Origin of the sequence: Pseudidiomarina woesei (genome assembly GCF_001418345.1) — a bacterium.
Lineage (GTDB): Bacteria > Pseudomonadota > Gammaproteobacteria > Enterobacterales > Alteromonadaceae > Pseudidiomarina > Pseudidiomarina woesei.
The window spans coordinates 39,572-58,212 of the sequence record NZ_LIPW01000008.1 but is presented as its reverse complement, the minus strand read 5'-3'; the positions used below and the strand labels follow the sequence as shown (position 1 = coordinate 58,212).

The window sequence follows — 18,641 nt, the reverse complement described above, 5'->3', positions numbered from 1 at the left end:
GTCACCACTACTTTATAAAACGTATACAAAAATAAACAAGCACACCCAAACCACATCAACAAAGTGCCAATACCAACTTGTTGCTTGGAAGGCAAAATGGTTGTCAGGCGTGAAGTGTCCTTTAATAACGCGCAAGAACATGATGATTAACATCAGTGTTCCTAGGGTTACGTGCATGCCATGGAACCCAGTCAACATGTAGAAGGTATTCCCGTAAATACCCGAGTCTAACGTTAAGCCCAGGTCGTTGTACGCATGTACATATTCAGCCCCTTGCAAGTACAAGAAGATGCAACCTAAAACAATGGTGATACCTAACCACAATGTAAGTTGTTTGCGATTATTCTTCTCAAGACCAACGTGCGCAAAATGACAGGTAAAACTAGAAACAATCAGAATAATGGTGTTGTAAAGCGGTAAGCCCATCCAACCCATTTCACCTGATTTCGTCCCACCTGGTGTTTCGGTAAGCGGCCAATGAGCCTCAAAAGCCGGCCATAGTACTTCATTAGTCATGGCGTTGTTGCTAGCACCGCCTAACCATTCAACGGCAATGACACGGGCGTAAAACAACGCGCCAAAGAAAGCAGCAAAGAACATGATCTCTGAGAAAATAAACCAGCTCATGCCTTGGCGATAAGAATGCCCTAATTGATTACTGTAAAGGCCTGACATTGATTCGTTAATTTGATCGCGAAACCAACCAAATAACATCACAATCATAACCGCTATGCCGCCAAATAGGACGTTTGCGCCCCAGCCGTCGGTAGCTTCATTTTTCATATCAATAACGGTGTGCCCTGCACCAAACGCTATTAACCCTAAACCAATAGCGCCAACTATTGGCCACGGGCTAGAAGCAGGGACGTAATATTTTTCATGTTGTTGTGCCATAAAATAATCCTCAGTCGGCCGATGGCGTCGCATCAAAGGTAGCGAGCACATCCGGTTGAGCATTGGCTGTCATATCGTACATGGTGTATGACAAAGTCAACGTATGTATATGTTCTGGTATGTCCGGGTCTAAATAAAACTGCATTGGCATTTTGGTGTCAGCCCCCGCCGCAAGCGGCTGCTGATTGAAACAGAAGCATTCAGTTTTATTTAAATACAGCCCGGCCTCACCTGGAGCAACAGACGGAATGGCTTGCGCCACCATATTGTGTCCAGTTGGATTACTTGCCAGAAAATTGACGACTTTTGTTTCGCCTGGGTGCACTCGCACCGAATTAATTTCAGGTGCAAAACCCCAAGGCATGCCTTTGTTGACCCGTGTAATAAACTGCACGTTAATAGTACGCGAGGTATCTACTTGGCGCGTGTTAGCGGCCGCTTGTTCGTTTTTGGTGCGGCCGTTAAACCCAGTGATATCGCAAAACACTTCGTACAGCGGGACCAACGCAAAGCCAAAGCCAAACATGCCCACAACTACAAAAAGCAGACGTTTTACAACGCGCGCGTTATCGGGGCGCGCATTGTTCGGTGTTGGTTCGTTGGTCGCCATAATTACTTCACCTCGGGTGGTGTTTCAAAGGTGTGATACGGCGCCGGTGAAGGCACTGTCCACTCAAGACCTTCTGCCCCCTCCCATGGCTTCGCTGGGGCTTTTTCACCGCCGCGCGCACACTTGATCACAACCCACAAGAAAATAAGTTGTGACAAGCCGAACGCAAAGCCACCGATACTAACGATTTGGTTAATATCAGCGAATTGCAGTGAATAGTCAGGAATACGGCGTGGCATTCCGGCTAAGCCAGCAAAGTGCATTGGGAAGAACAATAAGTTGACCGAAATTAACGAGCACCAGAAGTGCCACTTCGCTAAGGTTTCGTCATACATGTGTCCGGTCCACTTGGGTAACCAGTAATACGCTGCCGCCATAATTGAGAAAATAGCGCCACTTACAAGTACGTAGTGGAAATGTGCCACCACGAAATAAGTGTCGTGATACTGGAAGTCCACCGGTGTAATGGCCAGCATGAGACCTGAGAAACCACCAATGGTGAACAAAATCACGAAGGCCAGTGCAAACAGCATGGGCGTTTCGAAGGTGATAGAACCGCGCCACATAGTGGCTACCCAGTTGAATACTTTCACCCCAGTGGGCACAGATATCAGCATGGTGGCGTACATAAAGAATATCTCAGCGGCTACCGGCATACCTGTGGTAAACATATGGTGTGCCCACACAATAAAGCTTAAACCGGCTATTGCTGCGGTGGCGTAAACCATTGACGAATAGCCGAATAGCCGTTTGCGTGAGAACGCTGGAATAATGGCTGAGATAATACCGAATGACGGCAAAATCATGATGTACACTTCGGGGTGCCCAAAGAACCAGAATATGTGCTGGAACAATACGGGGTCACCACCACCGGCGGCATCAAAGAAACTTGTGCCAAAATATTTGTCAGTTAGTACCATGGTTACCGCACCGGCAAGTACCGGCATAACGGCAATTAACAAGAATGCCGTGATAAACCATGTCCACACAAACAACGGCATTTTCATGTAGGTCATGCCAGGAGCACGCATGTTCATAATGGTCACGATAACGTTTATCGCGCCCATAATGGACGAGATACCCATGATATGAACGGAGAACACAAACAATGCGGTTGAGTCGCTACTGTAGGTCGTTGATAGTGGTGCGTAGAACGTCCAACCAAAGGCTGGGCCGCCGCCTTCCATGAATAACGACGCCAATAAAATGGCAAAAGCGAATGGTAGAATCCAGAAGCTCCAGTTATTCATGCGTGGCAATGCCATATCTGGCGCGCCTATCATTAACGGTACCATCCAGTTGGCTAACCCAGTAAAGGCCGGCATAACGGCACCAAACACCATGATCAAACCGTGCACCGTGGTCATTTGGTTAAAGAAATGCGGGTCTACTAACTGTAAGCCTGGTTGGAACAGCTCGGCGCGAATAACCATCGCCATTGAGCCACCAACCAAAAACATTATAAAGCTGAACCATAAGTACATTGAGCCAATGTCTTTATGGTTTGTCGTAAACAACCAACGGGTAATACCCGATGGCGCGTGGTGGTGATGATCAGTGTGATCCATCTCGCCAGCAACTGTGCTCATATCGGGTCTCCCTTACTCTTTCACAAATTGGTTAACATCAGCGGCCTGAATGAGGTCGCCTGTGTTGTTGCCCCAGGCATTACGCTCATACGTAATAACGGCAGCAAGTTCACGTAAACTCAGCTGATTGCCAAACGCCTGCATGGAGGTTCCAGCCTTACCATTTACGACAATATCGATATGGCCAGATTTGTCATTCATCACCATGTTAGTGCCTTTAAGGCTAGGGAAGACACCAGGAATACCTTCACCATTTGGTTGGTGACAAGCTGCGCAATTACCTAAATAAATACGCTCACCGAGTTCCATCAACTCATCTTTGCTCATCGACATAGACAACAAGCGCTGTTCTTCTTCTTTTGCTTGCTTTTGAACGGCTTCTTGCTCGCTAATCCAGGCTTGATATTCAGCAGGTTCTTTGGCAATGACCACTACTGGCATGAAGCCATGGTCTTTACCACAGAGTTCGGCACATTGGCCGCGATAAATACCAGGCTTGTCAACTTTGGTCCAAGCTTCGTTGATGAAACCCGGGTTGGCGTCTTTTTTAACGGCAAAATCCGGTACCCACCAAGAGTGAATAACGTCATCTGAAGTGACCAAGAAACGAACTTTTTTACCGGTAGGAATAACCAATGGGCGGTCAACTTCAAGTAGATAGTTTTCGCCTTTGTCTAGTCGGTTATTGATTTGATCTTGACGGGTGGCAAGTAAACTAAAGTACTCCACGTCATGTTCAAAATACTTATAGTGCCATTTCCACTGTGACCCAGTAACCAACACGGTAACGTCAGCTTCAGAGGTATCTTCCATAGCAAACAAGGTTTGCGTGGCTGGAATGGCCATACCAATGAGGATCAAAAACGGAATGACAGTCCAAATAATCTCGACCTTTACGTTTTCATGAAACGTAGCCGGCTTCGGGTTTTTAGACTTACGATGGATAACCATGGAAACAAACATGGCACCGAAAACAATAACGCCTATGACACAACATATATAAAAAATTGTCATGTGTAGGTCGTATACGCGTTGACTGATCTCGGTTACCCCTTGAGTCAGGTTCAACGACGATTGCGCGCTGGCAGCAAATGGAAGCATTGCTGTTAGCGCAGTGATGAGTTTAGTACTCACGCGACATCTCCTCTCATTCTTCCGACGTGGCTTGGGCCACGAATACACCGAAGTGCGAGCCTGAAGAACAACGAGGTGAGTAGAAAAAGGAACAGCATTTCGTTAGAAAATCGCTTTCCCCACTAACCCTTTGTTGTTATGTATCAATAATTATTGTTGTTTATTGTGTTAGCAGTTAATGCACATTCAAAATACCATTTTCTGGTGAAAAAGAAACCGGCAATTCGAATAAATTTTACATTTGCGTATAAAAAAAGGGCCACTGCTGTGGCCCTAATAGACAACCTTCACTTGCAGGATTAGTGGAGTGGGGTGGGTGAAGGTAAATCATTCAGTACAAAACTATGAGTTTGGCTGACTTTGCTTGCCATTTTTAAGCGCTGTTGCATGCGCGGTGAGAGCTCTCCCAACCAACTAAGCACAATGCTACTGGTGCCGGCAAGTAAAGCTTGTTCGGTTGCCCACTCGCGTTCATCTTGATTACGACCATGCACCCAACGGATACGCGTACGACTAATGCCTGCGGCGACAAGTTGTTCTATCACCTCACGGCGAGCTCCAATCACGGTGATCCATTGATGAGTGCGCATGGACAGCGCTTGAAGGCGTGGAAGCAAGCTTTCAATGTGCTGGCAATTCGACTCTAATGCTGGGGTCGCAGACCAAACATCAAAACCAAGCTCATTCATGACATTAAAATATTCGTTTCTCATAACCATGCTCCATTGCGAATCACACCTACGGCCAAGCCTTCAATGGTGAAATATTGGTGTGTTAAATCGACCTGAATTGGTGAAAACTCTTCGTTTTCTGGGTGCAACAATATAATGTTTCCACGCCGCTCGAACCGTTTGACGGTAACGTCATCTTCAACTCGAGCAACGATAATTTGGCCATTGCGAGCTTCATGAGTTTTATGCACAGCAAGTAAATCACCGTCTAAAATACCGATGTCTTTCATGCTCATACCGTTAACACGTAGCAAGAAGTCAGCATGTGGCTTAAATAAGTTTTGATCGACTTGATAATGGCTTTCGATATGCTCCTGAGCCAAAATCGGCTCGCCCGCAGCAACTTGCCCGATTAAAGGAAGACCTTCGGGAACTTCTTCTTGCTCTAAACCGACTAAGCGAATACCACGTGACATGCCGGGCATCATTTCGATAACGCCTTTTTTGGCAAGCGCCTTAAGGTGTTCTTCAGCTGCGTTAGCTGATTTAAATCCAAGTCGCTGTGCAATTTCTGCCCGCGTCGGTGGCATACCCGTTGCGTCTATATTGTCTTTAATAAGTGTCAGAATTTGCTGCTGTCGTGGCGTCAATGGTCGCATAACGATACCTGTTTATCTATACAGTAATACTGTGAGTATATACAGGTGTTTTGGATTCGCAACTTTTTTGTGCAACTTTTTTTCAATCAGACAAATTTTTTCAACAGTGGTATGCTTTATAGGTCTGTAATTAGTGGGGATATTACATGAGTCTGAAAGGCTTTTGGCGCGCTTGTATGTACTGGCCAGTGCGCTGGTTAACGCGCTATGAAGTAATTCTCGACGACACTGCACAGCAGGTCGTTGGCGAGAAGCATGTGGTGTATGTGATGCGTTCAACGTCGACCACAGATTTATTGGTAGCGCAGCGTGCACTGCAAAGCGTCGGGCTACCTGATCCGACTGATGATTTAATGATCAACGGCCAGCAGTTGTCGCGTGTCATGTATTTAGATCAAACTGACCATAACTGCGCGCAACAAGCGATCACGGATTTCGAAAAACTGATTGGCGCACACCAAAAAGACAGTCAGTTGAATATTCAGGTGATGCCAATTGGTTTGTTTTGGGGGCGTTCGCCGGGGCAAGAGCCGCGGCAGGGCCACACCATGGTATCCGACGTTGATAATCCAGGACACTGGCGCAAATTTTGGCTAGTTATGTTTTCCGGTCGCCACATACTCGTCCGCGGTAGTCGTCCTGTGGCGTTACGCGAAATGGCTTCACAGCGCGGCACAACACAGCGTTTAGCGCACAAATTGGCGCGTGTTGCACGGGTGCACTTTGTACGTATGCGTCACGCCGTTGCTGGGCCTAAAATGACCGAGCGCCAAGTGGTCATTCAGGACTTATTAGACACACCTGCACTCAAACAAGCTATTGCCGATGAGGCTCGTAGCAAAAAGGTCTCTGAGCAACAGGCGCGCAAAACCGCCGAGAAGTATCTGCATGAAATAGCCGCTAGCTATAGTGACACTTTAGTTCGTCTATTAGATCGCTTTATGACTTGGTGTTGGAGCCGAATATACAATGGTATTCACGTGGAAGGTGGTGAGCGCATTCGAGCTTTAGCCGAAGCTGGGCATGAAATTGTTTATGCACCGTGCCATCGTTCGCACATGGACTATCTGTTACTAAGCTATGTGATTTATAAAGAAGGCCTAGTGCCACCGCATATAGCAGCGGGCATTAATCTAGACTTTTTCCCTGCTGGTCCAATTTTCCGCCGTGGCGGGGCGTTTTTTATTCGTCGCAGTTTTCGCGGCAACAAATTATATTCAACGGTTTTTCGGGAATATCTCAACCGTCTGTTCCAAAAAGGCTACCCCGTGGAGTACTTCACCGAAGGTGGTCGTAGCCGAACTGGACGACTGTTGCCACCGAAAACAGGCATGATAGCAATGACTGTACAAGGGATGTTGCGCGGTGGCCAGCAGCGCCCCATGTCTATTGTACCTGTGTACCTAGGTTACGAGCATGTGATGGAAGTGGGTACTTACTTAAAAGAGCTCAAAGGGAAGTCGAAAGAGAAAGAGTCGGTGTGGCAAGTGCTAAGTAGCTTGCGTCACTTGCGTAATTTCGGGCAAGGCTATGTTAGCTTCGGTGAGCCTATCAATTTGGGCGAAGCGCTTGAGCAATTGCAGCCAAAATGGCGCGAAGCTATAACCACTGGCGCTGAAGAACCTGAGCGCCCGAAATGGTTGACGCCAACAGTGAATTTGTTGGCCGATCAAATTATGTGCCGTATCAATAACTCGGCAGCACTCAACAGCATAAATCTGTCAGCGCTGATTGTGCTAAGTTCAGAGCATCATGCCATTACGCGTGAAGAGTTAATAAGCCAACTAAATTTGTACACTCGTATTCTACGTGAAGTGCCTTACACGAAAGACGCATACGTACCTGAGCAAAGTGGTGCAGAGCTGTGGGAGCTAGCCAAGAAGCACGACAAATTTACCGTTGAGGCTGATGGCATTGGTGAGATGATTCGGTTAGACGGCACTACAGCGATTGCAATGACCTATTACCGAAATAATATCATGCACATGGTTATTGTACCGGCGTTACTTGCCGCATTTGCAATGGGCCACAAACGCTTCAGCACTGAGCAAGCAGTTAATTTGTTGACTGACTTGCATCCGTTGTTAGCGGCCGAGCTATTTATAAGTCATAGCAAATCGGACATGGCATTATGGGTCAAAGCATTGCTTGAGCAATACGTGCAATGCGGGCTATTGAACCAAATAGAGGTTGATCGTTATAGCGTTCCGAAGCGTGACTCAGCGCACTATTCGCAGTTGGTGTTACTAGCTCGTAGCGCGAGCGAAACGGTGCAACGATTCGCCATTGTGCTTGAGCTTCTGCAACAAGCACAGCCTATCTCGCGTTCAAATCTTGAGCAGTACTCGGTGCAACTTGCCGAGCGCCTTAGTGCCATTCACGGTGTCAATGCGCCCGAGTTTTTCGATAAGAAAGTACTCAGCACGCTTATTGGCACGTTGAAAAGTGAAGGCTATTTCACGGTTGAAGAGTCAGGTGCAATGGTTGCCGATGCGCGAGTCGACAACTTTAGTGATGGCGTTGACTTGTTATTAGAGCCGGCGGTGTTACAGACTATTCGACAGTCGGTACAACAGCTTGTTCAGCGCGAAAGCGACACGCACAACTAAGCTAAAACCAATAATGTGCAGCAACAACGAGGGCTAAAACCCAGCCCACGTTGTTGTTGTGCAAAAAGGCTTGAAAGCAGCGTTGTGGCTCGCGGTACCATATCAGATAGTGCTGCCATAAAAACATGCCAATAATCACGGCTAGCCCTACCCAATAAACGAATCCAAATAGCAACTCGTAACCTAACCAAGCCAATAAAGCCAACGTAGCTATTTGTAGTAGCGCAATGGCAAATTTGTCATGGCCAGCAAATAATATTGCGGTAGATTTTACACCGATCTTTACGTCATCGGCGCGATCAGCCATGGCATATTCAGTGTCGTAGGCCACTGTCCAAGCAATATTGGCAGCAAATAAAATCCACGCCACCAGTGGTAAGCCTTGATCAAGTGCCGTAAATGGCATAAGCACACCGAAGCTAAATGCCACCCCGAGCACAACTTGGGGTAACTGCGTAAAACGTTTGCAAAACGGGTATAAGGTGGCAACTGCCGCCGCGGCAATACTCAATAAAATGGTGGCTTGATTGAACTGCAGTACAATCATCAATGCAATCAGCAACAATAATGCAAACAGCGCGAGTGCATGCCAAGGTTTCAGCTCACCGGTTGCTAGCGGACGTAGTTTAGTGCGGCTAACATGGCCATCAATATGGCGGTCGGCATAGTCATTAATGACGCAACCGGCCGAGCGCATGACAAATACCCCTAGCATAAATAGCACCACTGTACGCAGCGGTGGGTGCCCATTGCCAGCAATAAGTAAGGCCACCAGGGTAGGCCAGCCAAGTAACAAGCTACCAATGGGCCGATCTGCGCGCATTAAACGCCAACAAGCACTGATAAACTGTCCAATGTTAATCATGGGTATTGTCCTGTATAAGTGTGGCCGCTATTTGCGCGGGAATAGACTCGCCAATAAAGACCTCGGCAACCAATACGCGTTGACCGGCAGCCGTAAAACAGCTGCGTCGCCCCCACAACGAATGCGCCGGATAACCTAAACATTGGTGAAGGGCACCAATGCGTGACTGCGCGGAAAATGTTGATACTTCAATGCGTGAGCGCTGCAGGTCAGGCTGTGCAAACAAATGAGCACCTAGCGGCTTGTTCCCAAGTTGGCCCAGTTTCAGTGCTGCTGTATCAAGGGCGCTTTGAGGAAAAACACTACGCGCAAATACCCAGGGCTTGCCGTCGCAGCATAAAATAACTTCGCGAATGGTGGCGTTGGCTTGCTCCTGGTCTGCACTTTCGGTTAACCATTTAGCTTCGTCCGGGCGAATAATTCCTGGTCGCTGGCCGAGCACCTCAACCGAAAAGTGTTGGCAATGACGTTTTAATTTCGCGGTAAGAGAGTCGGGATCAAGCAGCCATTGAGTCAGCAGTGAACTGTTCGGCAAGTGCTGTTCAAGCGCTGGCTGCCAGTCGGCCTGATGGCCCTGACTGACGATAGGGAACTCGAGTTGTTGTAACTCAGAAAAACGCATGTACTACCGACGACCGTATTGGGTTAAAAACCGAATAGCAACGCCAATAATCAAACCGGAAACCAGCCCAGCTGTATGGGCAGTATTGGCGATGTTGACCCACAGCAGTCCCGTATAACCAAGCACCAACCATGCGAGCATAAAAATAATTAAGCCGTTTGGAAGAAACAATGGGTGTCGAGGGTTTTTCCAACCAACGACACTAGCAATACCAAATAGGCCATAAACTACTCCAGAAAGGCCACCAAAATAAGGGCCGCTTTCTATAAATTGCGATGTATTTGAGGCTATTGCGCATACTGCAAACGCCAAAACTAACCACTTAGTGCCATAGTAACGCTCAAAGCGTCCGCCTAAATACCACCACCAAAACACGTTAAAGAGAATATGCAGCACACTGAAATGCAGTAAGGCTGGGCTGATAAATCGCCACGGTTGCGCCCAAGGTAAGCTTTCAAAGTCATTCGGGTTAAACAGTAGAGCGCCTAAAATACCTTCGGCTAAAGGTGTCATTAAGCCAAGAAAAACGACCACAACAACGGCCGCATATAAGGCCGTGAACCAACCTGCTTGGCGCAGCATTATCGACAAAATAGAAGGGGTAAAGCTATTGTTGTCTGCTGTGCTAGCAGAATCTGCTGCTGAGTTAACTGCATTGTTAGAGGCTTGATTGGCAACCTCAGGGTTGTCTTTAAAGGCTTGAATAAGTGCCTTTGCGTGCGCGTGGTAGCTCGAAACCGTTAACCATAATTCAAGCTGATTACCTTGCTCGCTAACAGTTACTGGCACGCCGTTTTGCTGTAGGTAACGATACAGGTTCGCCATCATGTCAGCATCACGGGTGGTCAGTAATTTTTGCATTTAACCGCGCTCCACTGCCTCTGGAAATTGTTGTGCCCAAGCGGTCATGCCGCCGTCAAGGCTACTGGTATCTTCAACGCCTTGATTCACTAAGTATTGCGCAGCGCCTTGGCTGCTATTGCCGTGATAGCAAACGACCACCACTGGGTGGTCGTCATCAAGAGCATTCAGGAAGTCTTGTAAATTGGCATCGGTTAAGCGCTGTGAACCAGGTATGTGTGCAGCAGCAAAAGAGCGTTCGTCGCGAATGTCAACAAATCGTGTATTTCCTTGCTGCCACATTTGATGCGCGGTGGTCACATTAATTCGTTTAAATTCAGCCATGGTTACTTCCTAATTTTCTGTATTGGCGCAGACTAAGTCCAGTCTAAAACGACTTTACCTGATTGACCAGAGGTCATAATGTCAAAGCCCTCTTGGAAGTCATCAACAGACATGCTGTGCGTCAAAATTGGTGACAAATCCAGACCTGACTGCAGCAAGCTTGCCATTTTGTACCAGGTTTCGAACATTTCGCGACCGTAAATGCCTTTAATAGTAAGGCCTTTGAAAATCACTTGGTTCCAATCAATGGCTACGCTTTGTGGCGGAATACCGAGCATGGCAATTTTGCCGCCATGGTTCATGGTTTCCAGCATTTGTGCAAATGCCGAGGGCACACCAGACATTTCAAGACCAACGTCGAAGCCTTCTTTCATGCCAAGCTCGTTCATGACGTCTTTCAAGTTTTCTTTGCTGACATCAACAGCGCGAGTTGCACCCATTTTCTTCGCCAAATCAAGGCGATATTCGTTTACGTCGGTAATGACCACGTGACGTGCACCAACGTGGCGAGCTACCGCGGCGGCCATAATACCAATGGGGCCCGCGCCAGTGATCAACACGTCTTCGCCCACTAAGTCGAAGGCTAACGCGGTATGCACAGCGTTACCAAATGGGTCAAAAATAGCGGCTAAGTCATCGCTAATGTCATCTGGTAATTTGAATGCGTTTTCCGCCGGAATAACTAAGTATTCAGCGAACGCGCCTGGGCGGTTAACGCCTACGCCAACGGTGTTACGGCACAAATGACGGCGCCCAGCGCGGCAGTTACGGCAATGGCCGCAAGTAATGTGGCCTTCACCAGATACGCGGTCGCCAGTACTAAAGCCGCGTACGCCTTCGCCCATGGCTTCAACCACACCGACATATTCGTGTCCGACGACCATGGGGACCGGAATGGTTTTTTGTGACCACTCGTCCCACTTATAAATGTGTACGTCGGTGCCACAAATAGCAGTTTTTTTAATACGAATGAGCAAGTCGTTGTAACCGTACTCAGGTTTTTCAACGTCAGTCATCCAAATGCCCGGCTGCGCATGTAATTTGGCTAAAGCTTTCATCGTTTATACCTTTAGTGACGGTGTTAAATAATGCCCAAGTCTTTACCAATGCGGGTAAAGGCGTCAATGGCACGGTCAAGTTGTTCACGTGTATGGGCAGCTGACATTTGGGTACGAATACGCGCTTTGCCACGCGGCACCACAGGGAATGAGAAACCAACAACGTAAATGCCTTCTTTGAGCATGCGGTCAGCCATTTCTGAGGCCAATTTAGCATCGCCAATCATCACTGGAATAATGGCGTGATCAGCGCCACTCAGGGTAAAGCCTGCCGCGGTCATTTGGGTACGGAAGTAATTTGCGTTATCCCAAAGTTTGGCGCGTAGCTCGTGCCCATTTTCAAGCATTTCAAGCACCCGAATAGACGCTTGCACAATAGCTGGGGCGACCGAGTTTGAAAACAAGTATGGGCGCGAGCGCTGACGTAGCCAGTCAATGACACATTTTTTGCCTGAGGTATAACCGCCTGACGCGCCGCCTAACGCTTTCCCTAAAGTACCGGTAATAATGTCGACACGGCCCATCACCTTGCAATACTCGTGCGTGCCTTTGCCGTTTTCACCCAAGAAACCTGTTGCGTGACAGTCGTCCATCATGACTAACGCGCCATACTCGTCGGCAAGGTCGCAAATGCCATTCAAGTTGGCAATAACACCGTCCATCGAGAATACGCCGTCGGTAGCAATGAGAATGTTACGCGCGCCGTCTGCTTTGGCTTGTTTAAGCTGCGCTTCTAAGTCGGCCATGTCGTTGTTTTTGTAACGATACCGCTTAGACTTGCTTAAGCGAATACCATCAATAATAGAGGCATGGTTTAGCTCGTCACTAATAATGGCGTCTTCAGGGCCCATTAAGGTTTCGAATAGACCGCCGTTGGCATCGAAGCACGATGAATACAAAATCGTGTCTTCGGTACCTAAAAACTCGCTGAGTTTGGCTTCAAGTGTCTTGTGAATGTTCTGCGTGCCACAAATAAAACGCACGGAAGCAGTACCAAAACCGTGCTCATCAAGGCCTTTTTTGGCTGCTTGAATTAGCTCAGCATTGTTGGCTAAACCTAAATAGTTATTGGCACAAAAGTTTAGTACAGACTCACCATTGCCTACTTCAATTTCAGCGTCTTGGTCGCCTAAAATAATTCGTTCGTTTTTGTATAAGCCTTCTGCTTGCAGCTCGTCTAGCTGGGTTTCAAGCTGTTGATAAAAATCTTGCTTCATGTAATTCTCCGTGCGTTGACGTTACGGGTGAACCATAATGTTATCGAATACCCCATAGTTTACCTGATCAGCAGGGCGCTTGGCATCCTCATTTATAACGCTGGAGAAATTTCATGCATCAACGGGCAATTTATCCTGGCACCTTTGACCCAATCACCAATGGTCATGCTGACTTAATCGCGCGTGCAGCCAACCTGTTTAGCGAAGTGATTGTGGGCGTAGCCAATAGTCCAAGCAAAAAGCCGATGTTTTCGTTAGACGAGCGGGTTGAATTGGTGCGACATGTAGTGTCGCACCTGCCCAACGTTACGGTTGTCGGCTTTAGTGGCTTGTTGGTCGACTTTGCCAAAGAATATCAGGCGACAGTGCTTATTCGAGGCTTGCGCGCAGTATCTGACTTTGAATATGAATTTCAGTTGGCGAACATGAATCGCCGGCTGTTTCCAGAGCTGGAAAGCGTGTTTTTGACACCGTCCGAAGAAAACTCTTTTATTTCGTCAACTTTGGTGAAAGAAGTCGCCATTCATCATGGCGATGTACGCCAGTTTACGAGCGCTCGCGTGGCCGAGGCGTTGGCCGCAAAAGTACACGCAAAAGCGCTGTAATGTTACAGCGCAACGTCAACAAAAACCCATGCCAACAGCAGCGGGCAAACCACACGTAAGTGCCAGAATAACAAGCGATAGCGAAGTTCTGTACGAGCTAACTCACGAAGCCGATTACTGCGCCGCCACAGCCAACCAATGACGATAAAGTAAAATAGCCCAGACAAAGGTAATTGAAACTGCGTCACGTAAGTAACCACCCAGTTAAACAATGGGTCGAAGAACACGACTAGGGCAAGCCCAATGAAACTAATGATAGCAGCAACGATTAGTGCTGCTCGGCGGCGATTCACAGGATGCGTTTCAATGGCATAAGCAATGGGCACCTCGGCGGTTGCGATGGTGGACGTTAGCGCGGCAATACTTAACAATGCGAAAAAGCCAAACCCTAACCATGCGCCCGTACTGCCGAGGCGATCAAATAAGTCCGGCAGTACTTGGAAAATTAAGCGGCCCTCGCCAATAAGTTGCTCACCCTCTGTGACCGACAGGCCTTGTGCCATGGCGACATACAATGCAGGAATAATGAGTAAACCAGCCAAAAAGGCAACGAGTGTATCAAGAGCGGCTACGCTCCATGTTAAACGGCCTAAGCGTGTTCCTTTTTTCAAATAACTACCGTAGATCATCATGCCGCCAAGACCGATAGACAGCGAGAAAAATGCTTGTCCCATAGCTGAAACAAGTAAGTCAGCACTGAGCATGGCATTAAAATCAGGCACTAAATAGGCGCGAAAACCATCACTGGCACCAGGTAGCGTGGCAATGTAGACAATTAGTCCAATCAGCAACACCACCAATAACGGCATGAGACGCCGTGACCAACGCTCAATACCATTCTGAACCCCTTTGATAACAATGCCAAAAGTTAGCGACACAAAGACTAAAAGCAAAATAATATCGCGTAACATAGAGCTTGTTTGTGTCCATTGCGCCAAACTATCAAAACTTAGTGCAGTAAGCAGAAAAGTAAGCCCCTCCGCCACCATCCATGCCGCGACCAAATGGTAGAAGCTGAGCATAAGAATGGCACCGATGACGTTCAAATAACCCATGGTTTTACCGCTAGCGGCAGTAACAGGCGCGTTTGTTTGGCTTAATGATGACAGGGCTTTTACGGGGTTTGCTTGCGCCGCATGGCCAAGGCTGAGTTCGGTGTACAAAGCTGGCACCGCGAGAATGACCACTACAGCCAAGTAGACCAATAAAAATGCAGCGCCGCCGTGGTTTGCGGCTTGGCTAGGAAAACCCCAAATATTACCCAACCCGATAGCTGAACCGGCAGCGGCAAGAATAAATCCAATTCGGGTGTGAAAGCTGTCGCGCATAAAATAACCAATTATGAGTTTGAATTTCGGCAGAAATTAGCCGTTAAAAGCAGGCATTCTAGCCTGTATAACATCCATAAGACTACCATTTTTGCCCATTTCACGTTAGAATCGCGCCCACATTTACTTTTCGATAATTTTGCTCAAACCAGACCCGCAGGAGTCCGCCACATGACTGATCTGGATCTTGGCCGTTACGGCATCACAGACGTCACTGAAGTTGTCCATAATCCTTCCTATGAACAATTATTTGAAGAAGAAACACGTGCTGATCTACAAGGCTTTGAAAAAGGCGTTGTCACCGACTTAGGCGCCGTTGCTGTTGATACAGGTATCTTTACGGGTCGCTCACCGAAAGATAAGTATATCGTACGCGACGACGTCACTAAAGACACGTTGTGGTGGGCAGACCAAGGCAAAAATGACAATAAAGCCATTACCCCAGAAATTTGGGCTGACTTAAAAGACACGGTTACCACGCAATTATCTGGCAAACGTTTGTTTGTAGTTGATACTTATTGTGGTGCCAACGAAGACACTCGTTTATCGGTGCGTTTTATCACAGAAGTTGCATGGCAAGCGCACTTCGTGAAAAACATGTTTATTCGTCCGTCAGCAGAAGAGTTAGAAAACTTCACCCCTGACTTCGTGGTTATGAACGGTGCAAAATGCATCAACCACAAGTGGCAAGAACACGGATTAAACTCTGAGAACTTTGTTGCCTTTAACTTAACCGAGCGTATTCAACTGATTGGCGGAACCTGGTACGGCGGTGAAATGAAAAAGGGTATGTTCTCAATCATGAACTACTACTTGCCGTTGCAAGGTATTGCGTCAATGCATTGTTCTGCCAACGTTGGTAAAGACGGTGACGTTGCCATTTTCTTTGGTTTGTCAGGTACCGGTAAAACGACGTTATCAACGGACCCTAAGCGTCAGTTAATTGGTGATGATGAACACGGTTGGGACGACGACGGTGTATTCAATTTCGAAGGCGGTTGTTACGCAAAAACAATCAATTTGTCAGCTGAAGCAGAGCCAGACATCTATAACGCCATTCGTCGCGACGCATTGTTAGAAAACGTAACCGTAGGTGACAATGGCGTGGTTGATTTCAACGACGGCTCAAAAACTGAAAATACGCGCGTTTCATACCCGATTTATCACATCGATAACATCGTTAAGCCAGTATCGAAAGCCGGCCATGCGAAGAAAGTTATTTTCTTAACTGCAGACGCATTTGGTGTGTTGCCACCGGTATCGAAATTAACCAAAGAACAAACTGAGTACTACTTCTTGTCAGGTTTTACTGCCAAGCTAGCCGGCACCGAACGTGGCATTACTGAGCCAACGCCTACCTTCTCAAGCTGTTTTGGTGCTGCGTTCTTAACTTTGCATCCGACTCAGTATGCAGAAGTGCTGGTGAAGCGAATGGAAGCTGCGGGTGCAGAAGCCTACTTGGTGAATACCGGTTGGAACGGCACTGGCAAGCGTATTTCAATTCAAGCAACCCGCGCTATTATTGACTCAATTTTAGACGGTAGCATTGAAGACGCAGAATTTGTGCAGTTGCCATATTTCAATCTCGCTATGCCAAGTGCATTAGCAGGCGTTGAAGAGCAACACATTCTAGACCCTCGCAACACCTATGCCGATAAAGGTGACTGGGACGTGAAAGCACAAGACCTTGCTAACCGTTTTGTGGCGAACTTTGAGAAGTTCACCGATAACGACGAAGGTAAAGCTTTAGTTGCAGCTGGCCCGCAGCTTTAAAGAACACAGGCTTAAGCGTTAATTTTAACGTTAATTGTAATCAAACCGCAGTTGCGCAAGTGGCTGCGGTTTTGCGTATAAAAAGCCCTGCAACAAGTCACAGTCGGCTTCACGCAATAGTTTCGCTTGCACCGGCTCTTCCACCCCTTCGGCAACCACCGTCAGATCAAGCTGGTGTGCTAACGCTATAATACCGGCCAAAATGGCGCTGTCACGCTTGCTGTGAGCTATCTCTCGCACGAAACTACGGTCTATTTTTATTTTGTGCACCGGTAAAAACCGCAGATAAGCCAAACTTGATTAGCCAGTTCCGAAGTCATCAAGCGAGACTTTAATTCCCATACTGTCCAATGTGTGAATAGTATCGATAGCACGCTCCTCGTCCGCCATCAGCACACTCTCGGTAATTTCCAACTCAAGGTGTGACGGCTTAACGCCAGTTCGCTGCATAATGTCGCGCACGGTGTGCAGAAAGTTTGGTTGAATAAATTGCACCGGTGAAATGTTGACGGCCACCGAAATTTCTTTGCTTCGTAGCTTGTTCATTTGGGTAATATCATGACAGGCTTGTTCCAGCACCCAGCTTCCCATCGCCACAATTTGCCCAGACTCTTCAGCAAGCGGAATGAATTCAGCGGGTGATACCATGCCGCGTATTGGGTGATGCCAGCGAATAAGGCTCTCGACAGCACATACGGTTTGATTTTCCGCGCACAATATAGGTTGGTAATACAGTTCAAGTTGCTGTTTCTCAAGCGCGTCGTGAAGCTCTTGCCGCAACAGTAACTTGGCGCTAAGTTGCTGTGAAATGTCCTGTGAAAACCAATGCGCGGTATTGCGACCATTTTGTTTGGCTTGATACATGGCCATGTCACCATGCTGAATTAAGGTGCGAGCTTCAGGCACTAGGGTTAACTTGCGCAAGGGCTCGTAGGCGGCAATACCAATGCTAGAAGTAATACTTAACGCGTGTTTGCCTATAGTAAATGGCTGTTTAAATACACCTTGCAGGCGCAGCAAAATACGCTGTGCTTCCTCGGCGTTAGCAACCTCCGGCACCAGCAGGGCGAACTCGTCGGCGGCTAAGCGTGCCAGGGTGTCGCCCGGGTCAAGCAACTGGTTTATGCGTTCAGCTATTTGCTGCAATAATTCGTCACCGCCAGCCAAACCGAGTGCGTCATTGACCGCTTTAAACTTATCTATATCAATATAATAAAGAACCAGCATTTGCTGTTGGCGTTGTGCAAGCAACAAGTCATGCTCAACCCGCTCCTCAAAGAAATCTCGGTTCAAACAACCTGTTAGGGCGTCGTGGGTTTGGCGATAAGTTAGCTGCTCTTCAACTGATTTCTTGTCAGAGATATCAAGCAATACCCCAATAAAGTGTGACACCTCGCCGTTAGCTTCGCGAACCGGCGATATATGCACTTCATTCCAATAGCTAGTGCCGTCTTTGCGATAATTGAGTACCGTTGTTTTTAATTCAAGCTGGTGTTCTAGTGCGTGAATGATTTCTTGCACCACGGCTTGATCAGAATGACCGCCTTGTAAAAAGTGTAAACTTTGGCCTAAAACTTCGTCGGCCGTGTAGCCGGTTGTTTTATAAAACGAATGATTGGCATAAACCAGAGGGCGCCCGGGCGCACGAGCATCAATGATGACAATACTGTTAATGCTTGATTCTACCGCACGTTCAAGCAAAAACGCTTTCTCGTGGGCGAGGGAGCTCAGAGCAGTGACATTGTGAGGTTTAACTTCCATGCTACATCTTTACGTTAGTTTACTATGTTTAGTCGAATATACTAATGTAAAGCTTATGTAA

At 47.5% G+C, this 18,641-nt stretch carries 16 protein-coding genes and 1 pseudogene; 3 read left to right on the top strand and 14 right to left on the bottom strand.

The genetic code is table 11. From position 1 onward, the window contains the following. Positions 1-12 precede the first annotated feature (12 nt). From ASC40_RS10375 to lexA, 6 genes are all read right to left on the bottom strand, one after another. Positions 13-894 carry a cytochrome c oxidase subunit 3 gene (locus ASC40_RS10375; RefSeq protein WP_055439745.1) on the bottom strand — a complete coding sequence of 294 codons (882 nt, stop codon included), beginning with the start codon at positions 892-894 and terminating at the stop codon, positions 13-15. 10 nt (positions 895-904) lie between these two features. Continuing rightward, a complete protein-coding gene (locus ASC40_RS10370; protein WP_055439744.1) occupies positions 905-1,504 on the bottom strand; it encodes a cytochrome c oxidase assembly protein in 600 nt (199 codons plus the stop codon). Positions 1,505-1,506: 2 nt separating this feature from the next. Then, positions 1,507-3,093 (bottom strand): cytochrome c oxidase subunit I, encoded by a 1,587-nt coding sequence (ctaD, locus tag ASC40_RS10365; protein ID WP_055439743.1) that lies wholly within the window; start codon positions 3,091-3,093, stop codon positions 1,507-1,509. 12 nt (positions 3,094-3,105) lie between these two features. Then, entirely contained in the window at positions 3,106-4,194 is a 1,089-nt protein-coding gene (coxB, locus tag ASC40_RS10360; protein WP_082432556.1) for a cytochrome c oxidase subunit II, read from the bottom strand. 332 nt (positions 4,195-4,526) lie between these two features. Then, positions 4,527-4,940, bottom strand: a complete 414-nt coding sequence (locus tag ASC40_RS10355; protein ID WP_055439741.1) for a hypothetical protein — start codon at positions 4,938-4,940, stop codon at positions 4,527-4,529. Continuing rightward, positions 4,937-5,557 (bottom strand): transcriptional repressor LexA, encoded by a 621-nt coding sequence (gene lexA / locus ASC40_RS10350; protein ID WP_055439740.1) that lies wholly within the window; start codon positions 5,555-5,557, stop codon positions 4,937-4,939. The genes ASC40_RS10355 and lexA overlap by 4 nt, the downstream gene beginning before the upstream one ends. Before the next feature lie 146 nt (positions 5,558-5,703). On the opposite strand from lexA, the gene plsB reads away from it, so the two are divergent. Next, on the top strand, positions 5,704-8,166 hold the full coding sequence (gene plsB / locus ASC40_RS10345; RefSeq protein WP_055439739.1) for a glycerol-3-phosphate 1-O-acyltransferase PlsB: 2,463 nt from the start codon (positions 5,704-5,706) through the stop codon (positions 8,164-8,166). Position 8,167: 1 nt separating this feature from the next. Here plsB and ubiA read toward each other — a convergent pair whose 3' ends face one another. The 6 genes from ubiA to ASC40_RS10315 are packed head-to-tail and all read right to left on the bottom strand — an operon-like array spanning position 8,168 to position 13,113. Next, positions 8,168-9,031, bottom strand: a complete 864-nt coding sequence (gene ubiA, locus ASC40_RS10340; protein WP_055439738.1) for a 4-hydroxybenzoate octaprenyltransferase — start codon at positions 9,029-9,031, stop codon at positions 8,168-8,170. After that, positions 9,024-9,653 (bottom strand): chorismate--pyruvate lyase family protein, encoded by a 630-nt coding sequence (locus tag ASC40_RS10335; RefSeq protein ID WP_055439737.1) that lies wholly within the window; start codon positions 9,651-9,653, stop codon positions 9,024-9,026. The genes ubiA and ASC40_RS10335 overlap by 8 nt, the downstream gene beginning before the upstream one ends. A 3-nt stretch (positions 9,654-9,656) precedes the next feature. Then, entirely contained in the window at positions 9,657-10,514 is an 858-nt protein-coding gene (locus ASC40_RS10330; RefSeq protein ID WP_055439736.1) for a rhomboid family intramembrane serine protease, read from the bottom strand. Beyond that, a complete protein-coding gene (gene glpE, locus ASC40_RS10325; protein WP_055439735.1) occupies positions 10,515-10,838 on the bottom strand; it encodes a thiosulfate sulfurtransferase GlpE in 324 nt (107 codons plus the stop codon). It lies immediately after the preceding gene. A 32-nt stretch (positions 10,839-10,870) separates the two neighbouring features. After that, positions 10,871-11,896, bottom strand: coding sequence for an L-threonine 3-dehydrogenase (gene tdh, locus ASC40_RS10320; RefSeq protein ID WP_055439734.1), 1,026 nt, complete (start codon positions 11,894-11,896; stop codon positions 10,871-10,873). Between the two features lie 23 nt (positions 11,897-11,919). Continuing rightward, positions 11,920-13,113, bottom strand: coding sequence for a glycine C-acetyltransferase (locus ASC40_RS10315; protein WP_055439733.1), 1,194 nt, complete (start codon positions 13,111-13,113; stop codon positions 11,920-11,922). Between the two features lie 113 nt (positions 13,114-13,226). Here ASC40_RS10315 and coaD point away from each other — a divergent pair, with 113 nt between their 5' ends. Beyond that, entirely contained in the window at positions 13,227-13,718 is a 492-nt protein-coding gene (gene coaD, locus ASC40_RS10310; protein WP_055439732.1) for a pantetheine-phosphate adenylyltransferase, read from the top strand. 2 nt (positions 13,719-13,720) lie between these two features. Here the strand turns inward: coaD and ASC40_RS10305 are convergent, their stop codons facing one another. After that, positions 13,721-15,046, bottom strand: coding sequence for a sodium-dependent transporter (locus ASC40_RS10305; protein WP_055439731.1), 1,326 nt, complete (start codon positions 15,044-15,046; stop codon positions 13,721-13,723). A 171-nt stretch (positions 15,047-15,217) separates the two neighbouring features. Here ASC40_RS10305 and pckA point away from each other — a divergent pair, with 171 nt between their 5' ends. Then, complete coding sequence (gene pckA, locus ASC40_RS10300; protein WP_055439730.1) at positions 15,218-16,819, top strand: phosphoenolpyruvate carboxykinase (ATP); 1,602 nt, start codon at positions 15,218-15,220, stop codon at positions 16,817-16,819. A gap of 30 nt (positions 16,820-16,849) precedes the next feature. Here pckA and ASC40_RS10290 read toward each other — a convergent pair. Beyond that, positions 16,850-18,580 (bottom strand): annotated as a pseudogene (locus ASC40_RS10290) (putative bifunctional diguanylate cyclase/phosphodiesterase). Between the last annotated feature and the right edge of the window lie 61 nt (positions 18,581-18,641).